Origin of the sequence: Specibacter sp. NPDC057265, assembly GCF_042668835.1 — a bacterium.
Lineage (GTDB): Bacteria > Actinomycetota > Actinomycetes > Actinomycetales > Micrococcaceae > Specibacter.
This window is the reverse complement of sequence record NZ_JBHUYE010000018.1, coordinates 42794-64100: the sequence shown is the minus strand read 5'-3', so window position 1 is coordinate 64100 and position 21307 is coordinate 42794. Positions and strand designations below refer to the sequence as shown.

The following is a 21307-nucleotide window of genomic DNA, read 5'->3' as shown; positions in this document are numbered from 1 at the left end:
GCCGTGCCCTGTCCCGGGCCCGGCGGCTTCCCTGCGGCGACAGCTGCGAACGACTAGGATTCGGCGCGGCGGCGCTTGATTTCCGCCACGGCCTGCGGCAGCACCTGGAACAGGTCACCAACAATCCCGAAGTCGGCAATTTCAAACACCGGCGACTCGGAATCCTTGTTGATGGCCACAATGACCTGGGACGTCTGCATTCCTGCCTTTTGCTGGATGGCCCCGGAAATGCCCACGGAAATGTACAGCTGCGGGGATACGGTCTTTCCGGTCTGGCCCACCTGTGAGGTGTGGGAGATCCAGCCGGCATCGGTTGCCGCGCGCGATGCCCCCACCGCGGCGCCCAGCACGTCGGCCAGTTCCTCCACGGGGGTGAAGTCGCCGTCGAGTCCGCGGCCACCGGCCACCACAATGCGGGCGTCATCCAGTTCGGGGCGCCCGGACGCGGGCCGCGGGGTCCGCGAGACCACGCGTGCTCCCAGGCTGGCCGGGGCAAAAGCGACCTCAACGCCTTCAACTTCGGCAACGCTTGGCACCGGCGCCGGCGTGGCCTCAACACTGTGGGCCTTGACGCTGACCACCGTGACGGCGCTCGTGGCGCGTGCCTCCGTGGTCCACGAACCGGCCAGGACCGACTTTTGCGCCACCAGGGAACCGCCGTCATGCGTGAGGGCAACGGCGTCGGTGATCACACCGGCGTGCAGCATCACGCCCACCCGCGCAGCAATCTCCTTGCCGGCGGCGCTGTTTTCCACCAGAACCGCAGAGGCGGAAACCGTTGCCGCGGCCTGCGCCACCAGATCTGCCTTCGGGGCAATCAAGTACTCGCCCAGTTCCGCCTGCTCCGAGTTCAGCACGCGGCTGACGCCGTAGCTGCCCAGTTCAGCCAACACCAGCGGTTCCACCGGACCCGCCACCACGGCCACGGGCTCACCGGCGCCGCGGGCCGCCGTCAGCAGCTGCAGTGTGGTCCCGGACAAGGTGCCAGGGGCATTGAGCTGATCAATAAAAACAACAATTGCGTTCATGGCGGTTTCCTTAGATCAGTTTCTGCGCGGCGAGGAAGTCAACGAGTTGAATCCCGGCATCCCCGGAGTCGGTGATGATGGTGCCGGCGGTGCGGGCCGGACGCTCGGCGGCCGCAATCACCTGGGTCAGGGAGCCGGCGTGGCCCACGGCGTCGGCCGTCAAACCCAGCTCACCGAGGGAGATTGTGGTGGTCTTTTTCTTCTTCGCCGCCAAAATTCCCTTGAAGTTCGGGTAGCGGGGGTCGTTGGCTTGATCCGTGACGGAAACCAGCGCCGGCATGGTGGCGTGGATTTCCTCGGAAAAATCGTCCCCGTCACGGCGTGCAACCACAGTGGTTCCGGCCACATCCAGCGCCGAGGCAAAAGTGATTTGGGGCAGTCCAAGCCGTGCCGCGAGCTGAGCCGGAACAATGGACGTTTCCCCGTCGGTGGAGGCCATGCCAGTGATCACCAGGTCCACCGGGCCAAGGGACTTGATGGCAGCGGCCAACACCAGGGAGGTGGCGTAGGCGTCGGACCCTGCAAGGGCGTCATCACTGACATGCAGGCCTTCGCTCGCACCGATCTGCAGTGATTTCTTCACCGCCACGGAGGCGGCGGCCGGACCCACGGTCAGGGCCGTGACGGTGTTCCCGCCCTTGGCGCCGCCACGGGCGTCGCTGAGGGCAAGGGCAGCTTCCAGGGCGTACTCATCGAGTTCGGAAAGGATGCTCTCGCCGCGATCAATTGTGCGGGCATCACCTGTCAGGTGCCGGTCAAACTGTGCGTCTGGCACATATTTGACCAGTACCACAATGTTCAGTGCTGAATTTTCCACTGCTGTCCTTTGTGTCACGGATGACTGCGCTGCCGTTCCCCCGGCGGGGGTGGGCTTGGCAGGATCGCCCTTGGCCTTCATGCCCAGCTTAGTTCGTGACGGCCCGGGCCGGAATTTGTCGCGTCGAAACTTTACTCCGGGCGAACACCGCAAGGATGGTTTCAATCCCCCCAGGGGTGGAGCGGCAGCGGCGCGCTTCCACCCCTGGCCCGATGGTTTTGCCGCCGGCGCAGGGCAGGCTTGAGGCATGACTACAGCAACCATTGCGGCAGTGCTGACTGCCCGTTCCCTGTCCAAACGCTACGGCGGCGGCATTGCCTTGGACAATGTGGACCTTGACATTTATCCGGGTGAATCGGTGGCCATCATGGGCGCCTCCGGATCCGGCAAGACCACCCTGCTGCACACCCTGGCCGGCATCACCGCCCCCGACGCGGGAACCGTGAACCACGCGGGCACGGAGGTGACCGCGCTGAACGAATCCCAACGTTCGGCGTTGCGCCGCGAGGCCTTTGGATTCGTGTTCCAGTCCGGGCTGCTCATTCCGGAACTGACTGCGCTGGAGAACGTTGCCCTGGCATTGATGCTCAACGGTGTTTCCCGGCGCGAAGCGGAACCGCCCGCCGCCGCCTGGCTGGGCCAGCTGGGGTTGTCCGGGCTGGAAAACCGCCGCATTGGCGAGTTGTCCGGTGGCCAGGCACAAAGGGTGGCCATTGCCCGCGCCCAGGTCACCGGGGCCCGGATTGTGTTCGCCGACGAGCCCACCGGCGCCCTCGACTCCAACACCTCGGCCGACGTCATGGGCGCACTGTTGGCTGCCAGCTGCGGCCGCGGCCACACCCTGGTCCTGGTCACCCATGATCCCACCGTGGCATCACGCTGCTCCCGGACCCTCTTCATGCACGACGGGGTCCTGTCCGCGGCGCCACCACCGGTGCGCGCGGCCGCCGGCATGCCCGGCGGGTCTGCCTGGACCGGCAGCACCTACAGGTCACCGGAACAGCTGCAGGCACAGTTGAGCGCCGGCCCGCGGCTTGCAGGGCAGCCGTGAGTGCGCCCAGTCCCACCTTTGCCATCCTGGCGATGCTGTCCCGGCCGTCCCCGGGAAACAAAGCCGTGCTGACTTTGCCGGCTGTGGCTTTTGCCCTTGTCACGGCACTCTCACTGCTGGTGTTGGCCGGGGCAATGAGTTTTTTCACCCATCCCATCGAAGCCAGCAACCCTGATTTGGGCGGGACGTATCAAATGCTGGCTGGCCTGGCCCTGGCGCTGCTGATTGCGCCCCTGCTGACCCTGGGCGGCTCGGCCGCACGGCTGTCCGCCCGCCGACGCGATGAGCGCCTGTCCACGCTCCGGCTCCTCGGCGGCACCCCGGCCCTGGTGGGAACCATCTCCATTGTGGAATCCACCGTGGTGGCCGCTGCGGGCATTGCCGCAGGAGTGGTGCTGTATGCGGTGGCCCTGCCGGCAGTTGCCCTTATCCAGTTTCAGGGAAAGGCCCGGGGACTGGCACAACTGTGGCTCAATCCCCTGCTGGTGTTGGCCACGGCGGCAGTCCTGGTGGCGCTGGCGGCCATCAGCGCAGCGGCGGGACTGCGCCATATCGTGCTCACCCCCCTGGGTGTGCGGACGCGGCAAAAGGCGCCCACCGCGCACTGGATGCGGTTGGCCCTCGGGGCCGTTGCCGCCATGGTGTTGTTTGCTGTCATGTCCGGGCTCTCATCCAGTGGCTCCGTGGCGTTGGTGGTTGTCCTGTTGTGTGCCAGCCTCGCCGGCGGGATGGCACTGCTGAACCTGGTGGGCCCCTACGCCCTCCAGCGCGGCGCCGGCCGCAGCCTTCGCAGGGCTGCCACGCCGGCACGGCTGTTGGCGAGCAGGATCATTTTGGAGTCCCCCAAAGCTGCGTGGCGGCAGGTGAGTTCATTGTCCATGACCAGCTTCATTGCCGTCATTGCCGGCACGGGGCTGGCCCTGATGGCTGCCACCTCGGAGGCCGGCAGCGCTGAAGACATCAACCTGGTCAATGACATGCGCATGGGGGTGTTGATCACGGTGCTGGCGTCATTTTTGCTGGTGGCCTGCAGCGCCGGAGTGAATCAGGCGGCAGCCATTTTTGACCGGCGGGACCTTTATGTCAGCCTGAACCGGCTCGGCATGCCACGGCCTGTCATGGACGCCGCCCGCAAACGGGCCGCACTCTCTCCCGTGCGCATTGTGACGGCGGGTTCGGCCACCCTCGCGGCGGTGCTGTTGTTTCCGCTGACAGGGGCGGCCATGATTTTCGCCCCGTTGTCGCTGCTGGTCATTGCCGCAGTCCTCAGCGCGGGCATCGCCCTGGTGTGGCTGGGCCTGGCGGCGACGGGGCCGGTGCTGGACAAGGTGCTGGACAGCTAAGACGCAGCAGGGCCGGACCATGCGGCCCGGCCCTGCTGCGTCTGTTGCCTGCCCGCCCTAGCTGCTGGGCATGGTTTCCAGCGCCACATCCACGGCCTGGGCCTTGCCGCCGCGGGTGAACTCCAGCTTCACGGTGGCGCCGCCTGGCTGTTCACGAACCGCTGCCGTGAGCTCGGAGGCGTCGCTGATGGTGCGCTCGCCCAATTTCAGGATCACATCACCCTTTTGCAGGCCCGCCTTGTCCGCGGCGCTGCCGGAGGTCACGTCCTCCACCGTGGCGCCGGAGGAAAAGGCGCTGCTGCCGCCCGCGGCCGAGGTGCCCCTGACGGTGACACCCAACTGCCCGTGCGTGGCCTTGCCGTTGTCAATGATCTGCTCGGCCACCTGCTTGGCGTGGTTGATGGGTATGGAGAAGCCCACCCCAATATTGCCCTGTCCGCCGGATTCCGAGGAGCCGCCGGCCGAAGCAATCGCCACGTTGACGCCAATGACTGCGCCGTCGGCATTGACCAGGGCGCCGCCGGAGTTGCCGGGGTTGATGGCTGCATCGGTTTGAATCACGTTCAAGTTCACGGTGCCCTGGGCGGCAGTCGTCTGTTCCCCGCCGGGAGGGGAAAAGCGGAAGCCGTTGCCGTCGCCGCCGGAATCTTCACCGGAATCCTCCGGAGTTTCCGGCACGGCTGACGAAGCCACCTGAATGGTCCGGTTCAGGGTCGAGACAATGCCGTCGGTGACCGTCTTGTTCAATCCAAGCGGCGAACCAATGGCAATGACAGTGTCGCCCACATTGATTTGATTGGAATCCCCCAGCGTGGCCGGCACCAGATTGGGGGCATCAATCTTAACGATGGCCAGGTCGGAAAGCGGGTCGGTGCCCACAATTTCCCCGGCAAAAACCTGGTTGTCGCTGGTCTGGACCTCAATTTTGGCGTGCGCGGTGGCACCGTCAAGGGTCACCACGTGCGTGTTGGTCAGGATGTGCCCGTCGGTGTCCAGGATGATGCCCGACCCCGTGCCGCCGGCGTCGTCACTGGTGGCCGACAACGTCACCACCGACGGCATGGCCTTTGCAGCCGCCGCCGTGACCTGGTTGACCGAACTGCTGTTGTTGACCACCAGGGGTGCGGCCTGGGACACGGGCGCGGCTGCGCCATCGTTGGAGTCCAGCAGTGCCATCGAGCCGCCCCCGGCCAATCCGCCCACCAGCGCCGCCGCCAAGACACTGCCGGCGAAAAGGCCCAGGCCCACTTTTTTGCGTTCCCTGGGCTGCGCCGTCACGGCCGGCGCCAAGTGCTGCGGGTAGGCGTCCGACGCCGGATGGCCGGGCCCGGCGTAACCGCCGGAGGGGTGGCTTGGCTGTGGCGAGGACGGGGTGCCGGGCTGCTGCTCAGGCCGCGGCGGGACACCATGGCTGGCGGGAATGGGCATGGTGGGATGCTCTGAGGATCCGTGGTCAGCCGTTTCCCGCGCCGGGGCGGCGGCTGGCCAGCGCGGCGGCACTGCGGGAGTGGAACCGGGCACCTGGGGTGTGGGTTCCTGCTGCCTGCCTGGGGTGGTGTGGTCACCGGTGTTTTCGGACATCAGCTTTCCCTTCGTTGAAATCTCATGTGATGATTTGTGGCTTGGGTTTCATCATGTCGCCCCCGGCTGGTGCCTTGACGAACGTTTGCTGGATGGCAGCTGTGAAGGATCCTTACGCTCCATTATCCCCCATCATGGCCTTCCAAGGCTTTACCGGGACAGGGAAAACCACTGGGACCGGGGCCAGGATTTACAAGCGGCCATAGTATTGTTTGTTCCACCAGGCCAGTTTCCCCAGGGTCCCGCAGCCGTCCATCTTCGAGGTGAACAATGTTTGCACGATTGCAGCCATTTCCCGCTTTTGCCGCCGCCCTGCTGGCGGCCGTTCTTCTTTTGGCGCCAGCAGCCATGGCCCAGGCGGAGCCGCCGGTGACCATTCCCGGCGGCAGCTACATTGTGGACAATGCCAATGTGCTCGGTGGAGAAAAGGCGCAGGTCCAGCAGGCCATTGACGAGCTCAGCCAGGACCGCGGCATGACGTTCTTTGTGGTGTACGTGAATTCCTTTGACGGGCAGCCAGCAGTGGAGTGGGCCACCGAAGTGGCCGAGAGCAAGGGCTTGGGCACCGGCGATGCCCTGCTGGCCGTGGCGGTTCAGGATTCGCAGTACGCCCTGCTGGCTGACAGGAACCTGGTGCCTGACAGCAAAAACCAGAACATCCAGACCAATGCCATCAAGCCGCAGCTGGCACAGGAACAGTGGGCGCAGGCGGCCATTGATGCCGCCGCCGCCCTGGGCGACGCCGCCGGCGGCGGCAAGGGCAACGTGCCCGATCCCACCGGTGGGCTTGTGGCCCTGGGGGTGGGCGGCGTCGTGGTGGCCGGCGGCGCCGGAACAGCCCTGTATCTGCGCAGAAAACGCCGGAAAACCGCCGCTGCGGCCACCGCGAAGGGCTACGGTCCGGACGGCTCGCCCCTGGATGCCAACGCCGGCCTGTCCATTGCGGAACTGCGCGCCAAGGCCGGTTCCCTGCTCATTGCCGCAGATGACGCCATCAAGAGCAGTGAACATGAGATTGGTTTTGCCCAGGCCTCCTACGGTGAAGAAGCCGTCAAGCCGTTCAAGGCCGCCCTCGACAGGGCCCGTGCCCACCTCAGTGAATCCTTCAAGCTCCAGCAACAGCTCGACGACGAAATTCCCGACACCATTGACGAACAACGCTCCTGGCTGGGGGAAATCATCAAGCGCAGCGAGGAAGCCAATGCCGCGCTCGACGCCGAGAAGGCCGCCTTCGACGAGCTGCGGGAGCTCGAACGCACGGCCCCGAAGGTGTTGGCGGGCATCCGCACCCAAGCCCAGGAATCCCGCAGCGCCATTGCCGCCGCGGAGGAAAAGATGGCACGGCTGGCAGCCAACTACTCCGACGCCGCCCTGGCGCCCGTACGCGACAATGTGGCCCAGGCCAAGGAACGCCTGGACTTTGTGGACACCGCCGCCACCGAAGCCGAGGCCAAGCTGGCAGCTGCCGACACCGCTGCCGCCGCGATGACGGTCAAGGCCGCCGAGGAAAGCCTGCTGCAGTTCAATGTGCTGCTGGAGGCGTTGAACAAGGCCGACGCCACGCTCCATGAGGCGGCGCAGACCCTGACCACCGCCCTCCCCGCAGCCCTGGCGGATCTGGGGCAGGCCAAGTCCATGGTGGCCTCAAGCCAGTTTGCCCGCTACAGCCCCACGGTGCAGGCGGCCGAGGCGCAATTGGACCAGGTGCGCAGGGGTGCTGCCGCCGGCAAGCCCAACCCCGTGGCACAGTTGGCAGCCGTCCAGCAGGCGCACGGGCAGCTCGATGAACTCCTCAACGGCATCCGGGATCAGCAGCAGCAGGCGCTGCGGGCGCAGGCTGCCCTGCAGCAGGCGCTCGCCGGCGCCCAAGCCACCATTGCCACGGCCGAGGATTTCATTGCGGCACGGCGCGGAGGTGTGGGCTCCGCGGCCCGGACCCGGCTGTCGGAAGCGGCACGCAATTTTGATTACGCCCTGTCCATTGCCGATTCCGATCCCAGCAATGCCCTCAGCTATGCCCAGCAGGCCCAGGCACTGGCCCAGCAGGCCATGGCGTACGCCCAAAACGACGTTGACGACTTTGGCCGCGGCGGCGGTTATGGTGGCGGCGGTTATGGCGGCGGCAGGGGTTCCATGGGTGGCGGCATGGGCGGTGCCATTTTGGGCGGCATCATTGGCGGCCTGCTTAGCGGCGGCGGCGGAGGTTTTGGCGGCGGCGGCTTCGGTGGCGGTGGAGGTTTCGGTGGCGGCGGCGGAGGCGGGGGCTTTGGCGGCGGGGACGGCGGCTTCGGGGGCAGCGGCGGAAACTTCTAGCCCGTGAAGGGTGCGGCGCAGACACTTGGCGGGTTTGGGCAGGGAGCCGCCAACCGGCGTCGGACGTGGGGAAGATTGCACCGGGGACGGCCCAGGGGCAAGAATGAACAGGAGCCGCGGCGGGCAAAAACCGCCGGGGCACTCTTCGCAGCTTTTCGAATTTTGTCAGGCAAGCAGCTATTAAAGGGGAAAGAACGATGAAGCAATCAATATTCGGCCGCATCGCACAGTTGGCCAAGGCCAACATCAATGCACTCTTGGACCAGGCCGAGGATCCGCAGAAAATGCTTGACCAAATGGTGCGTGACTACAAGGCCAACATCACGGAGGCCGAGGGCGCCGTGGCGCAGACCATCGGCAATCTGCGCATGCTCGAGGACGATTACAACGAAGATGTCCGCAATGCCCAGGATTGGGGTTCCAAGGCCCTGGCGGCAAGCCGCAAGGCCGATGAATTCCGCGCCGCCGGCAATCCCGCCGATGCGCAGAAGTTCGACAACCTGGCCAAGGTGGCACTGCAGCGGCAGATTTCCTCCGAAAACGAGGCCAAGTCCGCCCAGCCCAACATTGCTGCGCAGACCGAAATTGTGGACAAGCTCAAGACGGGCCTGCAGCAAATGCAGGGCAAGCTCAATGAGCTCAACAGCAAGCGCAATGAACTCATTGCCCGTTCCAAAACAGCCAGCGCCCAGCTGCAGGTCAACGATGCGCTCAAGAGCATTGACATCATGGACCCCACCAGCGAAGTCAGCCGCTTCGAGGAAAAGATCCGCCGTGAAGAGGCCAAGGTCCGCGGCCAGAACGAACTTGCCGCCTCCAGTCTGGATGCCCAGTTCAATTCATTGGAGGACCTGGGTGAGCAGACGGAGATTGAGGCCCGATTGGCCGCGCTCAAGGCCGGGCACTCCCCCGCGCCGTCGGCCATCAGTGCCTCCGACACCGTGGATGAAGCGGACTTCGACAAGCTCTAGCCGGCGTTCTTGGCCTTGACGCAAAGGGGTGCACCTTCCATAAAGGAAGGTGCACCCCTTTGTTTCCTGCCCTGGCAACTACATTTGCGTGAAGGCCGCCTCCGCGGGATCTGCACCGGTGCGCCCGCCTGCTTCCAGCGCCGAAATGCTCTGGAGTTCACTTTCACTGAGTTCGAGCCGGGCCGCAGCCAGATTCTCGGCCATGCGCTCGGGGCTGACGGTTTTGGGAATGACAATGTTGCCCAGTCCCAAGTGCCACGCCAGGACTATCTGCGCCGGGGTTGCCTGGTGGGCCTGCGCCAGCTGGGCAATCACTTCATTGTCCAAATCCTGCCCCTGCCCCAGCGGGCTGTACGCCTCCACCGCAATGCCGTGGCTACGGCTCTTGTGCGCCACGTCAGCCTGCTGGAAAGTGGGGTGGATCTCGATTTGGTTCACAGCCGGCACCACCGTGGAATTGGCCAAAAGCTCCTCGAGGTGGTCGGGAAGGAAGTTGGAGACCCCAATGGCGCGGATGCGTCCCTCGGCGTACAAGGATTCCAACTCATGCCATGCCTGGGTGAAAAGTCCCTGGGAGGGCACCGGCCAGTGGATCAAATACAAATCCACCCAATCAACCCCCAGCGCCCTGCGGCTGGCTTCAAAGGCTGCGCGCGCATTCCCTTGCTCGCCATTGCGCAGTTTGGTGGTGATGAAAAGTTCGTCGCGCGCCAGGCCGGATTCGGCAATGGCTGCCCCCACTCCGTCCTCGTTGCGGTACGCGGCCGCCGTGTCAATGTGCCGGTACCCCGCTTTGAGGGCCTGGCCCACAGCTGTCCGGGTTTCCTCCGGCGGGACTTGAAAGACGCCAAAGCCAAGCTGCGGAATGGTCACGCCATTGTTTAAGGTCAGATCTTGAACGGCTGGATTCGTGCCTTGATGGTCAGTCATGCCAGATGCGGTCCTTTCATTTCCTGCGCCGCACGCTGCGGCTCCCCCTCCAGCTTAAGCAGCTTCAGCGGATTGCCGCACCCCCCAGCTGCCCCACTGTCCTGCACAATTTGAGCATTGAACCGGGTATGCGCATAAATGGCCTATTTATATCCTCAGATGAGGAGGTTAGACTGGCAGCATGACTTTTATTCGCGTGGCTGAAGCGGCACGGTTCCTGGGCGTCAGCGACGATACCGTGCGCCGCTGGTTGGACAACGGCACTTTGACGGGCCACAAGGACCTCCGTGGGAAAACCGTCATTGCCGGCACCGAGTTGGCCGCCGTCGCCAAGGCCCAGGCGTCGCTGCCGCAGGATCCCACGGGCATTGGCAGTTCCGCCCGCAACCGTTTCGTGGGTCTGGTGACCAACATTGTGCTGGATAAGGTGATGGCCCAGGTGGAACTGCAGTGCGGACCGTTCCGGGTGGTGTCCCTGATGAGCAGCGAGGCGGTGCGCGAGCTGCAGCTGGAACCCGGCTCCGTGGCCACGGCCGTGGTGAAATCCACCAATGTCATCCTCGAAGTCCCGTCCGCAGGGAACCGGAGTTGACGGGCCGTGGCAGGCTGCCGGCAGCGCTGACGGCCCTGGCGTGGTTGACGACGGCGGCACTCACCGGCTGCTCCTCCCCCGCCTCCCCCGGCGGGTCCGCCGGCCAGGAGCCCACCGGAACGCTGACGGTCTTTGCCGCCGCGTCCTTGAAATCCACCTTCACCGAACTGGCAGGTGAGTATGAGCGCCAGCACCCCGGGGTGCAGGTGTCACTGAGCTTTGACGGTTCCAGCTCCCTGGCCACGCAAATTATTGCCGGGGCCCCCGCGGATGTTTTTGCCGCCGCCGACCAGCCCACCATGGACCGCGTCAAGGACAGCGGCCTGCTGCGGGGCGGTCCGGCCACCTTTGCCGCCAACACCATGACCCTGGTGGTGCCGCCCGGCAACCGAGCCAACATCACCTCCTTCGCCGACGCGGTGCGCCCCGGGGTGAAACTGGTGGTGTGCGCTCCCCAGGTGCCCTGCGGTGCCGCCGCCGCAGCGGATGCAGCCAGTGCCGGCCTGTCCCTGCAACCGGTCAGCGAGGAACTGTCGGTGGGAAGCGTGCTCAGCAAGGTCATTTCCCAGGAGGCCGACGCCGGACTGGTCTACGTCACGGACGCGAAATCCGCCGGTGCAAAGGTGGAGGAAATTGCGTTGGACGTGCCCAATCCGGCCCGCAACAGCTACCCCATTGCCGCCGTGGAGACCCGCACGCCGCCCGAGCTGGCCCAGGGCTTCATTGACCTGGTGATGGGTGCACAGGGACGCGCGGTCCTTCAGGAAGCCGGCTTCGATGCGCCCTAGGCCATCCCGACCTTGGCAATACACGGGTGTTCCGGCGTGGATCTTCGCCGTCGCCGCAGTGGGGACGCTCTTCATCCTGCTGCCCTTGACGGGGATGGTGGCACAGGTGAAGTGGGGGCAGTTTCCTGCGCTCATCACCTCAGCGGCCTCGCTGGCGGCGCTGGGACTGAGTTTGAAGACAGCCCTGGCCAGCACAGCCCTGTGCCTTGTTTTTGGTGTGCCCCTGGCGGTGCTGCTGGCCCGGGCGCAATTTCCGGGGCAGCGGATGGTGCGGGCCCTGATCCTGCTGCCGCTGGTGGTGCCGCCGGTGGTGGGCGGGCTGGCACTGCTGTACACCTTTGGCCGGGCCGGGCTCCTGGGCCAGCATCTGAACGCAGTGGGACTGGACATTGGCTTCTCCACCACCGCGGTGGTCATGGCGCAGACCTTTGTGGCCATGCCCTTTTTGGTGTTGAGCCTTGAGGGCACCCTGCGCACGGCCGGGCACCGTTATGAAGAGGTGGCCGCAAGCCTTGGCGCCGCTCCCGCCACGGTGTTCCGGCGCATCACGGTGCCGCTGGTGCTGCCCGGACTGGTGTCGGCGGCCGTATTGTCCTTTGCCCGGAGCCTGGGCGAATTCGGTGCCACCTTGACCTTTGCCGGGAGCCTGGAAGGCGTCACCCGGACCCTGCCGCTGGAAATCTACCTGCAGCGTGAAGGTGATCCCGACGCCGCAGTGGCGCTGTCATTTGTCCTCATTGCCGTGGCAGTGGTGGTGGTGCTGCTGGCATACCGGGCGCCGCGCCATGTAGGGCAGGGCACGGCATGACGCTGACGCTGCAGGCTGCGCTGGCCAGCCGGGGGCTGGAGCTCCAGCTGTCCCTGAAGCCAGGCGAAACGGTGGCCGTGATGGGTCCCAACGGTGCAGGGAAGTCCTCTTTGCTGCAGATTTTGGCCGGCTTGGTGAAACCCGATTCGGGCCACGCGGCCGTGGACGGCAAGGCGCTGTTCCAGCTGGCGGCAAATGGCGGGGAATCCAGGAAGCTGTGGCTGCCGCCGCACCGGCGCGGTGTAGGGGTGCTGGCGCAGGAGCCCCTGCTGTTTCCGCATTTGAACGTGCTGGACAATGTGGCGTTTGGCCCCCGAAGCCAGGGCCGCACCCGCCGTGAAAGCCGCAGCCGGGCAAGGCACTGGCTGCAGGAGGTGGATGCGGCCATGTTCTCCACCCGACGCCCCGCGGAGCTTTCCGGCGGGCAGGCGCAGCGGGTGGCCCTGGCCCGGGCGCTGGCCACCGACCCGGCGCTGCTGTTGCTTGATGAGCCCATGGCGGCACTGGACGTGGCCAACACGGCGCTCATGCGCAGCCTGCTCAAACGGGTCCTGACCGGACGCCGGGCCATCATCATCACCCACGACCTGCTCGATGCCCTCATGCTTGCCGGCCGCACGGTCATCATGGAGGGCGGGCGGATTGTGGAATCCGGCCCCACCGCCACCGTCCTGACGCACCCGCGCAGCACCTTTGCCGCATCCCTGGCGGGCTTGAACGTGCTGCGCGGCACCCTGGCCGGCAGCACCCTCGCCACGCCCGACGGCGGCCACGTCGCCGGCCGTCCCGCAGCCGGCACCAAAGGCACAGGCCCCGGCTTGGCCGCGTTCCCGCCGTCGGCGGTGTCGGTGTTCCCCACCGCGCCGCACGGCAGCCCGCGGAACGTCTGGCCGGTCACGGTGTCGGAAGTGGAACCCCAGGCCGGCGGCGTCCGGGTCCGGGCCGGGGAACTGTCCGCCAGCATTTCCACCGCCGCCATGGCGGACCTTGGCTTGACGCCGGGACAGCGGATCTTTTTTGTGGTCAAGGCCGCCGAAGTGGTTTTGTACCAGGAATAGGGCGGGGAAACGAAAAACCCCCGGCCGTCCGGCCGGGGGTTTTCCTCATCTGGTTGCGGGGACAGGATTTGAACCTGTGACCTCCGGGTTATGAGCCCGGCGAGCTACCGAACTGCTCCACCCCGCGTTGCGTCCTCAACAGTACATGCAATTGGGCCAATCACCAACTCGGGCCGGACCCGTCCGGTGCGCAGGCGCGCTAACCCGCCGCCGGCGCGGACTCAACGATGCTTGAAATTCGCCGGGCGCTTTTCATTGAAGGCCGCCATGCCCTCCTTTTGGTCCTCGGTGGCGAAGCAGGCAAAAATGCCGCGGCGCTCATGCCGGACACCCTCGGCCAGCGTGGTTTCGAAGGCCACGTTGACGGCCTCCTTGGCCATCATGGCGACGGGCTTGGACATGCCGGCAATGGTCCCGGCCGTTGCCAGCGCCTCCTCCAGCAGCGAATCCACGGGCACCACGCGGGCCACGAGGCCCGCCTGCTCAGCCTCCACCGCCCCCATGACGCGGCCCGTGAGCACCATTTCCATGGCCTTGGCCTTGCCAACAGCCAAGGTCAGCCGTTGGGAGCCGCCCATGCCGGGGATGACGCCGAGCTTGATTTCGGGCTGGCCGAACTGGGCGTTCTCTGCGGCAATGATGAAATCGGCGATCATGGCCAGCTCGCATCCCCCGCCCAGGGCGTGCCCGGCCACGGCGGCAATGATGGGTGTGCGGACCCGGGCCAGCTCGTCCCAAGCACCAAACCAGTTGGACTGGTACATCTCCACGGAGCTTTTGTTTGCCATCTCCACAATGTCCGCACCGGCAGCGAAGGCCCGGGATGAACCCGTGATCACCAGCGCGCCAATGCCGGGATCGGCGTCGAAAGCCTGGGCCGCGGCGAGGACCTCCCTGCCCATGGCGTCATTGAGGGCGTTCAGGGCCTCGGGACGGTTCAGGGTGATCAGCCCGACCCGGCCACGCTGCTCAACAAGGATGAATGAGTGCTGCGTCATGACAAGTCCAATCTTTTTGCGGTGGCTGTGGAGTGTGGTTTACGGTGCGGCCGCGGCGGGAAGCTTTAGTTCGCGTGCGCCCAGCGGCGCGAACGCGTCCGCCACCAGCTGCGCGGACACGTCTGCAAGCTGCGCCGGGAGCCACTGCGGGTTTCTGTCCTTGTCCACCAGCTGGGCCCGGATCCCCTCGCTGAAGTCCGGCCACTGCACAGCACGCAGGGACACCCGGAGATCCTGCGCCAGCCCCTCCTCCAGCGACCCCAGGCCACGGGCGCGCCGCAGCGCCGCCAGTGCCACCGTCACCGCTGTGGGCGACTTTGCTGCGATCAACTCCCCTGCAGCCACGGCCCGCGGATCACTGTGGCGGGCCAGGCGTGCAAGGATCGTCCCGGCGTCGTCAGCTCCGTAGCACTGATCGATCCAGGCACGGGACCCCTCCAGCTCCGAGGGCGACGGCTGCTGGCCCCAGCGGGCGGTGACGGCGGCTGCGGAGCGGTGCGCCAACTCGGCCACCAGCGTGGGCAGCCGGGACGAGTGCACATAGTGTCCGGCCAGTCCCATGGCAATGGCGTCGGCGCCGCTGACCATGGTGCCGGTCAGGGCCGCATGGGTGCCTGTTTCACCCGGGGCGCGCGCCAGCAGATAGCTGCCGCCAACGTCAGGGACGAAGCCGATGCCCGTCTCCGGCATGCCGATGCGGGACCGCTCGGTCACGATCCGGTGCCGGGCGTGGGCGGAAATCCCCACACCGCCACCCAAAACCACCCCGTCCATGAAAGCGACCATGGGTTTGGGATAGCTGTGAATGCGGGCATTGAGAGTGTATTCGTCGCGCCAAAACTGCTCGCTGCCCTGGCCGCCCCGGCGGGCGTCGTGGTAAATGGACACCACGTCGCCCCCTGCGCACAGCCCCCGTTCGCCGGCGCCGGAAATCAACACCGTGGCAACCGACGCGTCATGCTCCCACTCATCCAGTGCTGCGGCAATGGCACGGATCATGCCGTGGTTCAGTGCGTTCATGGCCTGCGGCCGGTTCAACAGCACATGTCCCAGCTGCCCGGTGCGCTCCACGAGGACTTCATTGTTCTCCATGCGCCCATCCTTCACGTTTTTACTTCGTTACTTTACCCATCAGGGAAGCCACCGGGCGCAGGAACAGCGGCTGGGCCAGGAACCAGGCCGCTGCCATGACCACCAGGGAGGCGGCAAAAATGCCAAAGCCCCACCAGTTGACGGCGTCGGTGGCGGCGTACATGTGGTTCAGGTTTTTCAGCGCCCCCGTGGCCAACACCAGTGTCACGTGCGTGATGATGAAGATGACAAAGTACACCATGACGGGGAAGTGCAGCGCCCGCGCCAGCTCAATGGGGTAGGCCTTATTCAGGGTTTTGGCCTTCTTCGGCCACGCACCGGACATGCGCAGGCCCGTGATGATGGCCAGGGGCGCGGCAATGAACACCGTGATGAAGTAGGTGAGCAGCTGCAGGGCGTTGTAATTGACCCAGCCGTTGTCCGTGGGCCAGTTCAGAGACAGGTACTGCAGTCCGGCGGAAACGGCGTTGGGGAACACGTCCCAGCTGGTGGGCACAATGCGCATCCACTGGCCGGTGGCAAACAGCACCACAATGAAGACAGCCCCGTTGAGGACCCACAAGGCATCCAGCGTCAGGTGGAACCAGAGGTCCAGGCTGATCTTTCCGGGCGCGTTTTTAGTTTTAATGAGTCCCTTGTTGTTGCGGATCCAGTGCGCAGCGGGGCGCTTGGTGGTGCGCACCTGCCAGCCCGAGCGGATGATCAGCAGGATGAAAAACGAGTTCAGGAAGTGCTGCCACCCCAGCCAGGCCGGAAGTCCCACCGGGGCGCCTTCGGGCAGCTCTGACGCCCCAGGGTACGTGGTCAGGAAGGACTGCACCGCCGCCAGCCCCACCAGTGAACGGGCTGCAAGGACCAGCACACCCAGCAGCACCACGAGGGCAGCTGCGGAAACGCCAATTTTGGACCACAGGCCCAGAGCCTGCCACCGGCCCTTAAGACTGGCGGCCTGCTTGTTACGGGGGGTCGACATGGTCGTGGAAACCTCTTTCACATACGTACTTGGGACAATGCCGTCACCACGGCGTACTGCGGTTCTTATCTTCCATCATCTGGACCCGCAGATCGAACTTTCACTACTCCCTGCGCCATCAGTGCACCCGAAGGAGCCCCCATGGAACTCCCCGCCCCCGCCATGCCAGTGCGCTGCCGGGGGTGCCCGAGGGCGGGCGCACACACAAAAAACCCCCGGCCAACTGGCCGAGGGTTTTTTCTTTGTTGCGGGGACAGGATTTGAACCTGTGACCTCCGGGTTATGAGCCCGGCGAGCTACCGAACTGCTCCACCCCGCGATGTGTCTACAACTTTACTGCCCTGAGGCGCTCAGGCCAAGTTCCCACCGGGTGACGTTCGTCTCCCCAGTCTCCGGCAGGTCAGTGACCTTCAAAAGAGCCATGCAGCAACAAGGCCCGGCCACCGGGGTGGCCGGGCCTTGTTGGCCTCACATTCTCAAAGCGGCGCCGGAGCCGGCGCTGCACATCCGGCTACGGAGCTGCCGGCGTTGCCGAGGCTTCAGGGCTCGCCGGCGCAGCCGGGGCTGCCCCTTCGGCGGCCAGTGCCGCGGCAATGGCCGCCTCCAGACGCTTCTGGGTTTCGCCGTAGGCGGCAAAGTCGCCCTTGGCCAAGGCTGCCTGGCCGTCCTTGATGGCTGCGCTGGCATCCGTAAGTGCCTTGGTCAGCGCGGCATTGCCACCGCCGGCAGGGGTGCCACTGCCGTCCGTGGAGCTGCCCCCGGTGCCCGGCTCCTCCTTGTCCAGGCCGAAGTCGCCGGCGGCGGCACCGGAGTCACCCCCGAAGAGGTTGTCCAAGGCCTCATCCAGGGTTGCGGCGTAGCCAATCTTGTTGCCAAAGGCCACGAGCACGCGCTGCAGCGTGGGGTAGGAGGTGGAACCGGTGGATTTGACGTACACCGGTTGCACGTACAGCATGCCGCCGCCCACCGGCAGCGTGAGCAGGTTGCCGTTGATGACGTCGGACTGGCCAAGTTTAAGCACGTTGAGCTGTTCCGACACGGCGGGGTCCGACTGGAAGGTGTTTTGCACCTGGCCAGGCCCGGGCACCTGGGTGGCATCGGGCAGTTCCAGCAGTTGGATTTTGCCGTAATCGGGACTCTTTTCACCCTTGACGCTGCCGGCATCGCCATTGGCGGACATGAAGCCGTAGAGGATGTTGCGTGAATCGGTGTTTTGGACTTCCTGCGGGATGAAGCTGGTGGTCAGGGAGAACGCCGTCTGATCCTGGCCGGGCATCTTCAAGGACAGGTAGTACGGGGGCTGCTTGTCCACCGCGGTGGTGGTGGGATCGTCCGGGACGCTCCATGCCAGCGTGTTTTTGAAGAAGTCCGTGGGATCTGTGACGTGGTAGCGGCCCATCAGTTCACGCTGGACCTTGAACAGGTCCTCCGGGTAGCGTACATGGGACATGACGTCCCCGGACATTTCCGAATACGGCTTCACCGTGGTGGGGAAGACGTTTTGCCAGGCCTTCAGGATGGGGTCCTGGTCATCCCAGGCAAACAGTTCCACGGAACCGTCATAGGCATCCACGGTGGCCTTGACCGAGTTGCGGATGTAGTTCACCGAAGCGTTGGGCATGGCCGTCCCGGCGGCTGTCAGTGAATCAGTGGTGGCCTCCTGCAGCTGCTGCTGCTGGGAATACGGGTACTGCGAACTGGTGGTGTAGCCATCCACAATCCACTTGACCTTCCCGTCCACAATGGCCGGGTAGGGGTTGTTGTCCAGCGTCAGGTACGGTGCCACTTTCTCCACCCGCTCCAACGGGGTGCGGTCGTAAAGGATCTGCGACTCTTCATTTACACCGTTGGTCAACAGCAGGTCCGTGGACTGGAACTTCAAGGCATACATCAGGCGGTTGAAGAAGTTGCCCACACTGGGGCCGGCGTCACCGGTGAAGGTGGTCAGGGACTCGTCGGCCGGGTTGTCGGTGTTTTCCGTGGGGGTGTTGCCCTGCGGACGGTCCAGCTCAATGGGTCCTGTGCCCTCCGGGGCGCCCACCACCGAGTAGTCCGTGGTGGACTGGCCAAAGTAAATGCGCGGCTGGTAGCTGCTGTCGGTTCCCAGTTCGCCCTGCGAGGGGACGCCTGACTGCATGAACTCGGGCTTGCCGTCGGAGGTGACCTTGTTGCCGTAGGCGGCCACCACACCGTAGCCGTGCGTGTACACCAGGTGCTGGTTGTACCAGCTTTGCTGGTTCGGGTTGATGCCGTCGGGGTTCAGCTCGCGCACGGCAATGACGGCGTCCTGGACTTTGCCGTCAATGGTGTACCTGTCCACGTTCAAGGTCTTGGGGAACTTGTAGTACGGGCGGTATTGTTCCAGCTGCGCGAAGGTGGAGGACATCAGGTTGGGATCCAGCAGGCGGATGTTGGCGGCCGTGTCGGCATCCTGGCGCAGGGCCCCGGCAGTCGCCGTCGTCGTGGCGTTGTAGGGGGTGACCTCCATGTCCGTGAGTCCATAGGCGTCACGGGTCATGTTGATGTTGCGCTCAATGAACGGCAGCTCCACGTTGCCCTCGGAGGGCTTGACCTGCCATTCCTGCACGGCCCACGGGTAAATGCCGCCGGCCACCACGGAGGTGACAACCAACATTCCCGTGCCAATCAAGGGCAGCTTCCACTTGCCAAGGAACGCGGCCACAATGAACAACACGGCCACAATGAGGGCCGCCGCGGCCAAAATGGCCTGGGTGGGAATGACTGCATTGACGTCGGTGAACAGTGCACCGGCGCGGTAGCCGCCATTGTCCTGCAGCGTGGCATAGCGGCCCAGCCAAAAGTTGCCGCCCAGCAGCAGCAGGAAAATGCCCGCCATCACGGCAATGTGCGCCTGGGCCTGGCGTGAGGTGAAGATGCCCCGCTCGGTGAGCCGGATGGCCCCGTACAGGTAGTGCGTGAGCACCCCGGCAATGAAGGCAATCACGGTGGCGCTGATCAGCATTCCAGCCAGGAAGCCAAGGAACGGCAAGGTGTTGGTGTAAAAGCTGATGTCCAGGCCGAACTCGGGATCGGTGGAGCCAAAGGGTTCCCGGTAGAGGAACAGCATGACCTTTTCCCACTGGGCCATGGCTGCCGTGCCTGCAAAGAGGCCAAAGACCACCGGCACTCCCAGCATGACCACCCGCCGCACGGGCTCCAACTGCATTTGGTAGCGGCTGAGATTGTCGGCCATGGCGTTGTCCGGGGCGTAGATGGGCCGGGCCCTGTAGGCAATGCGGATGGAGAAAAACACCGCCACGGCCATGATGAGGAAGGCGCCCACGAATATCAGGAGCTTGGCGAGGCGTTCGGTCCAAAAGACGTTGGCAAAACCAAGCTGCTTGAACCACAGGAAATCCGTGTAGATTCCGGAGAAAATCAGCACGGCTACCACCAGGGCCGCCACCACAATGATGGTGGGAACCAGGGCGCTGCGTTTTTTCAGCGGCGCCGGTCTGCCAGGCGATGGGGATGGTCGGGATGTCACTCTCTACCTCTTACTTCGGGGTGCATGGATACTTTTCGAATACTTCTATAGTGGTGGCACGAACGGACTAAGACCAAAGTTCCGTGTGTCACCGAATCGTTACTTGCAGGTGGGGAGCGTCGAGCTGTCCTTCCCGGAGCCAATGACCGACACGGCCTCAAAGGCTTCCTTCAGGGTCGCTGCCCGGAAAACCTGCAAGCCCTCGGGGACGTGGCCAATCACATCCTGGCAGTTGTCCGCCGGGGCCAGAAAGAACTCGGCTCCGCCACTGCGGGCACCCACCATTTTTTGGGCAATGCCGCCAATGGCGCCCACTTTGCCCTCGGGATCAATGGTGCCGGTCCCGGCAAAGTGTTTCCCACCGGTCAACTCCCCGGGCGTCAAGTTATCCATGATCGCCAAGGCAAAGATGAGTCCCGCGCTGGGACCGCCAATGTTTTCCAAGGAAATTTGCACATCGAAGGGGAAGGTGAAGGTGTTCTGCAAAGCCACGCCCAGCAGGTATTTGTCCTCGTCCCCCAGCTTCGGTGTTACGGAAAGCGTCTGTTCGCCACTGCTGCGCAGCACCGTGACATCAACTTCGGCGCCCCTGCCGGAGGCCAGGACGGATTGGATCGCGGAAAGTTCGGTGACGGCTTGGCCGTCCACGGCGAGCAGCACGTCGTCGGGCTTGAGGATTCCCGCCGCGGCGCCATCGGCGGGAACCGAGGCCACGGCCAGCTTGGATTCAAAGTCAATGCCCAGGGCCGTAAGTGCGGCAGCCGTGGCGTTTTCCTGCGAACCTGTCATGGCCGCCGAATTTTCGCTGTTGACCACCTCTTGGCTGCTCCCGGGGGCATAGATGAGTTCCGCCGGATAAATGGTGTGTGAGGGGGTGAGCCAGGATTTCACCGCGTCAAGGAAACTAATGTCATTGCCGGGCAGTCCCCCAGCCAGCCGGACGGTGGTCAAATCCAGCGCACCCGATGTGGCCGGAAAATCCTCTTTTCCGGTAATGGTCACCACCGGCTTGTCATTGACGGTGCCAATGGTGTTGATGGCCGGGCCCGGTGATTCGACCACATAAGGCACCGGCACCGTCATGGCGGCCACCGCGAGCACTGCAGCCACGGCGCCGGAAATGATCATGGCGGGAACCCTGCGGTCACGAACCATTCCTGGCGCAGCGGCGTTCTTGATCATCTCGTGGCTCAATTCAGTGACCTCTCCCAGTGTCCGGCAACCTTGCCCGTGGGTCCCTGGCAAAAATTTCAGCTATCAACACTTCACCTTACTGTGTTTAAATGTGCTGCACTTGTGGGGGTGCTGGGAGTTCACTTCAAAACACCCATCCCCTGCGGCGGCACCGGCGAAGGTGGCCGGCGGGGCCCTTTGCCTGTAGCGAACAGGGCCCCGGCACAAGGCGACAAGGCCACGTGGCGGCGGTAACGTGTTCTCAATCAGCGTCCACGCCAAC

Annotated in this window: 17 protein-coding genes and 2 tRNA genes; 8 read left to right on the top strand and 11 right to left on the bottom strand. The window is 64.8% G+C overall.

The features are described from left to right. Positions 1 to 53: 53 nt before the first annotated feature. Both ACFUCV_RS12265 and ACFUCV_RS12260 read right to left on the bottom strand, forming a co-directional pair. Positions 54 to 1028: an electron transfer flavoprotein subunit alpha/FixB family protein gene (locus ACFUCV_RS12265; RefSeq protein ID WP_380816062.1), complete on the bottom strand. Its 975-nt coding sequence runs from the start codon at positions 1026 to 1028 to the stop codon at positions 54 to 56. Between the two features lie 10 nt (positions 1029 to 1038). Further along, a complete protein-coding gene (locus ACFUCV_RS12260; RefSeq protein ID WP_380816065.1) occupies positions 1039 to 1830 on the bottom strand; it encodes an electron transfer flavoprotein subunit beta/FixA family protein in 792 nt (263 codons plus the stop codon). 262 nt (positions 1831 to 2092) lie between these two features. Here ACFUCV_RS12260 and ACFUCV_RS12255 point away from each other — a divergent pair, with 262 nt between their 5' ends. Both ACFUCV_RS12255 and ACFUCV_RS12250 read left to right on the top strand, forming a co-directional pair. Further along, positions 2093 to 2896: an ABC transporter ATP-binding protein gene (locus ACFUCV_RS12255; protein WP_380816060.1), complete on the top strand. Its 804-nt coding sequence runs from the start codon at positions 2093 to 2095 to the stop codon at positions 2894 to 2896. Next, on the top strand, positions 2893 to 4239 hold the full coding sequence (locus tag ACFUCV_RS12250) for a permease (protein ID WP_380816058.1): 1347 nt from the start codon (positions 2893 to 2895) through the stop codon (positions 4237 to 4239). The genes ACFUCV_RS12255 and ACFUCV_RS12250 overlap by 4 nt, the downstream gene beginning before the upstream one ends. A gap of 57 nt (positions 4240 to 4296) precedes the next feature. On the opposite strand, the gene ACFUCV_RS12245 is transcribed toward ACFUCV_RS12250, so the two are convergent. After that, a complete protein-coding gene (locus ACFUCV_RS12245) occupies positions 4297 to 5820 on the bottom strand; it encodes a S1C family serine protease (RefSeq protein WP_380816055.1) in 1524 nt (507 codons plus the stop codon). 270 nt (positions 5821 to 6090) lie between these two features. Between ACFUCV_RS12245 and ACFUCV_RS12240 the strand changes: the two genes are divergently transcribed. After that, on the top strand, positions 6091 to 8133 hold the full coding sequence (locus ACFUCV_RS12240; RefSeq protein ID WP_380816053.1) for a TPM domain-containing protein: 2043 nt from the start codon (positions 6091 to 6093) through the stop codon (positions 8131 to 8133). A gap of 197 nt (positions 8134 to 8330) precedes the next feature. Beyond that, positions 8331 to 9104 (top strand): PspA/IM30 family protein, encoded by a 774-nt coding sequence (locus ACFUCV_RS12235; RefSeq protein ID WP_380816051.1) that lies wholly within the window; start codon positions 8331 to 8333, stop codon positions 9102 to 9104. Positions 9105 to 9182: 78 nt separating this feature from the next. Here ACFUCV_RS12235 and ACFUCV_RS12230 read toward each other — a convergent pair whose 3' ends face one another. After that, the gene (locus tag ACFUCV_RS12230) at positions 9183 to 10034 is read right to left on the bottom strand and encodes an aldo/keto reductase (protein WP_380816049.1); all 852 of its coding nucleotides are present in this window, start codon (positions 10032 to 10034) and stop codon (positions 9183 to 9185) included. Between the two features lie 181 nt (positions 10035 to 10215). Here ACFUCV_RS12230 and ACFUCV_RS12225 point away from each other — a divergent pair, with 181 nt between their 5' ends. Genes ACFUCV_RS12225 through ACFUCV_RS12210 form a run of 4 tightly spaced genes read left to right on the top strand, consistent with a single transcriptional unit; the run spans position 10216 to position 13280 of the window. Further along, positions 10216 to 10626, top strand: coding sequence for a molybdopterin-binding protein (locus ACFUCV_RS12225; RefSeq protein ID WP_380816047.1), 411 nt, complete (start codon positions 10216 to 10218; stop codon positions 10624 to 10626). Next, on the top strand, positions 10623 to 11414 hold the full coding sequence (modA, locus tag ACFUCV_RS12220; protein ID WP_380816043.1) for a molybdate ABC transporter substrate-binding protein: 792 nt from the start codon (positions 10623 to 10625) through the stop codon (positions 11412 to 11414). Before ACFUCV_RS12225 ends, modA begins: the two co-directional genes overlap by 4 nt. Further along, positions 11404 to 12222 (top strand): ABC transporter permease, encoded by an 819-nt coding sequence (locus tag ACFUCV_RS12215; protein ID WP_380816041.1) that lies wholly within the window; start codon positions 11404 to 11406, stop codon positions 12220 to 12222. Before modA ends, ACFUCV_RS12215 begins: the two co-directional genes overlap by 11 nt. Continuing rightward, complete coding sequence (locus ACFUCV_RS12210; protein WP_380816039.1) at positions 12219 to 13280, top strand: sulfate/molybdate ABC transporter ATP-binding protein; 1062 nt, start codon at positions 12219 to 12221, stop codon at positions 13278 to 13280. The genes ACFUCV_RS12215 and ACFUCV_RS12210 overlap by 4 nt, the downstream gene beginning before the upstream one ends. A gap of 50 nt (positions 13281 to 13330) precedes the next feature. Here the strand turns inward: ACFUCV_RS12210 and ACFUCV_RS12205 are convergent. From ACFUCV_RS12205 to ACFUCV_RS12175, 7 genes are all read right to left on the bottom strand, one after another. Continuing rightward, a tRNA-Met gene (locus ACFUCV_RS12205) sits at positions 13331 to 13407 on the bottom strand. A gap of 94 nt (positions 13408 to 13501) precedes the next feature. After that, positions 13502 to 14278: an enoyl-CoA hydratase gene (locus ACFUCV_RS12200; protein ID WP_380816038.1), complete on the bottom strand. Its 777-nt coding sequence runs from the start codon at positions 14276 to 14278 to the stop codon at positions 13502 to 13504. A 39-nt stretch (positions 14279 to 14317) separates the two neighbouring features. After that, entirely contained in the window at positions 14318 to 15370 is a 1053-nt protein-coding gene (locus ACFUCV_RS12195; RefSeq protein ID WP_380816036.1) for an enoyl-CoA hydratase/isomerase family protein, read from the bottom strand. 19 nt (positions 15371 to 15389) lie between these two features. Next, the gene (locus tag ACFUCV_RS12190) at positions 15390 to 16343 is read right to left on the bottom strand and encodes a cytochrome b/b6 domain-containing protein (protein WP_380816034.1); all 954 of its coding nucleotides are present in this window, start codon (positions 16341 to 16343) and stop codon (positions 15390 to 15392) included. 245 nt (positions 16344 to 16588) lie between these two features. Then, a tRNA-Met gene (locus ACFUCV_RS12185) sits at positions 16589 to 16662 on the bottom strand. 192 nt (positions 16663 to 16854) lie between these two features. After that, complete coding sequence (locus ACFUCV_RS12180) at positions 16855 to 19851, bottom strand: UPF0182 family protein (protein WP_380816032.1); 2997 nt, start codon at positions 19849 to 19851, stop codon at positions 16855 to 16857. 99 nt (positions 19852 to 19950) lie between these two features. Next, on the bottom strand, positions 19951 to 21045 hold the full coding sequence (locus ACFUCV_RS12175; protein ID WP_380816030.1) for a PDZ domain-containing protein: 1095 nt from the start codon (positions 21043 to 21045) through the stop codon (positions 19951 to 19953). Positions 21046 to 21307: the final 262 nt, after the last annotated feature.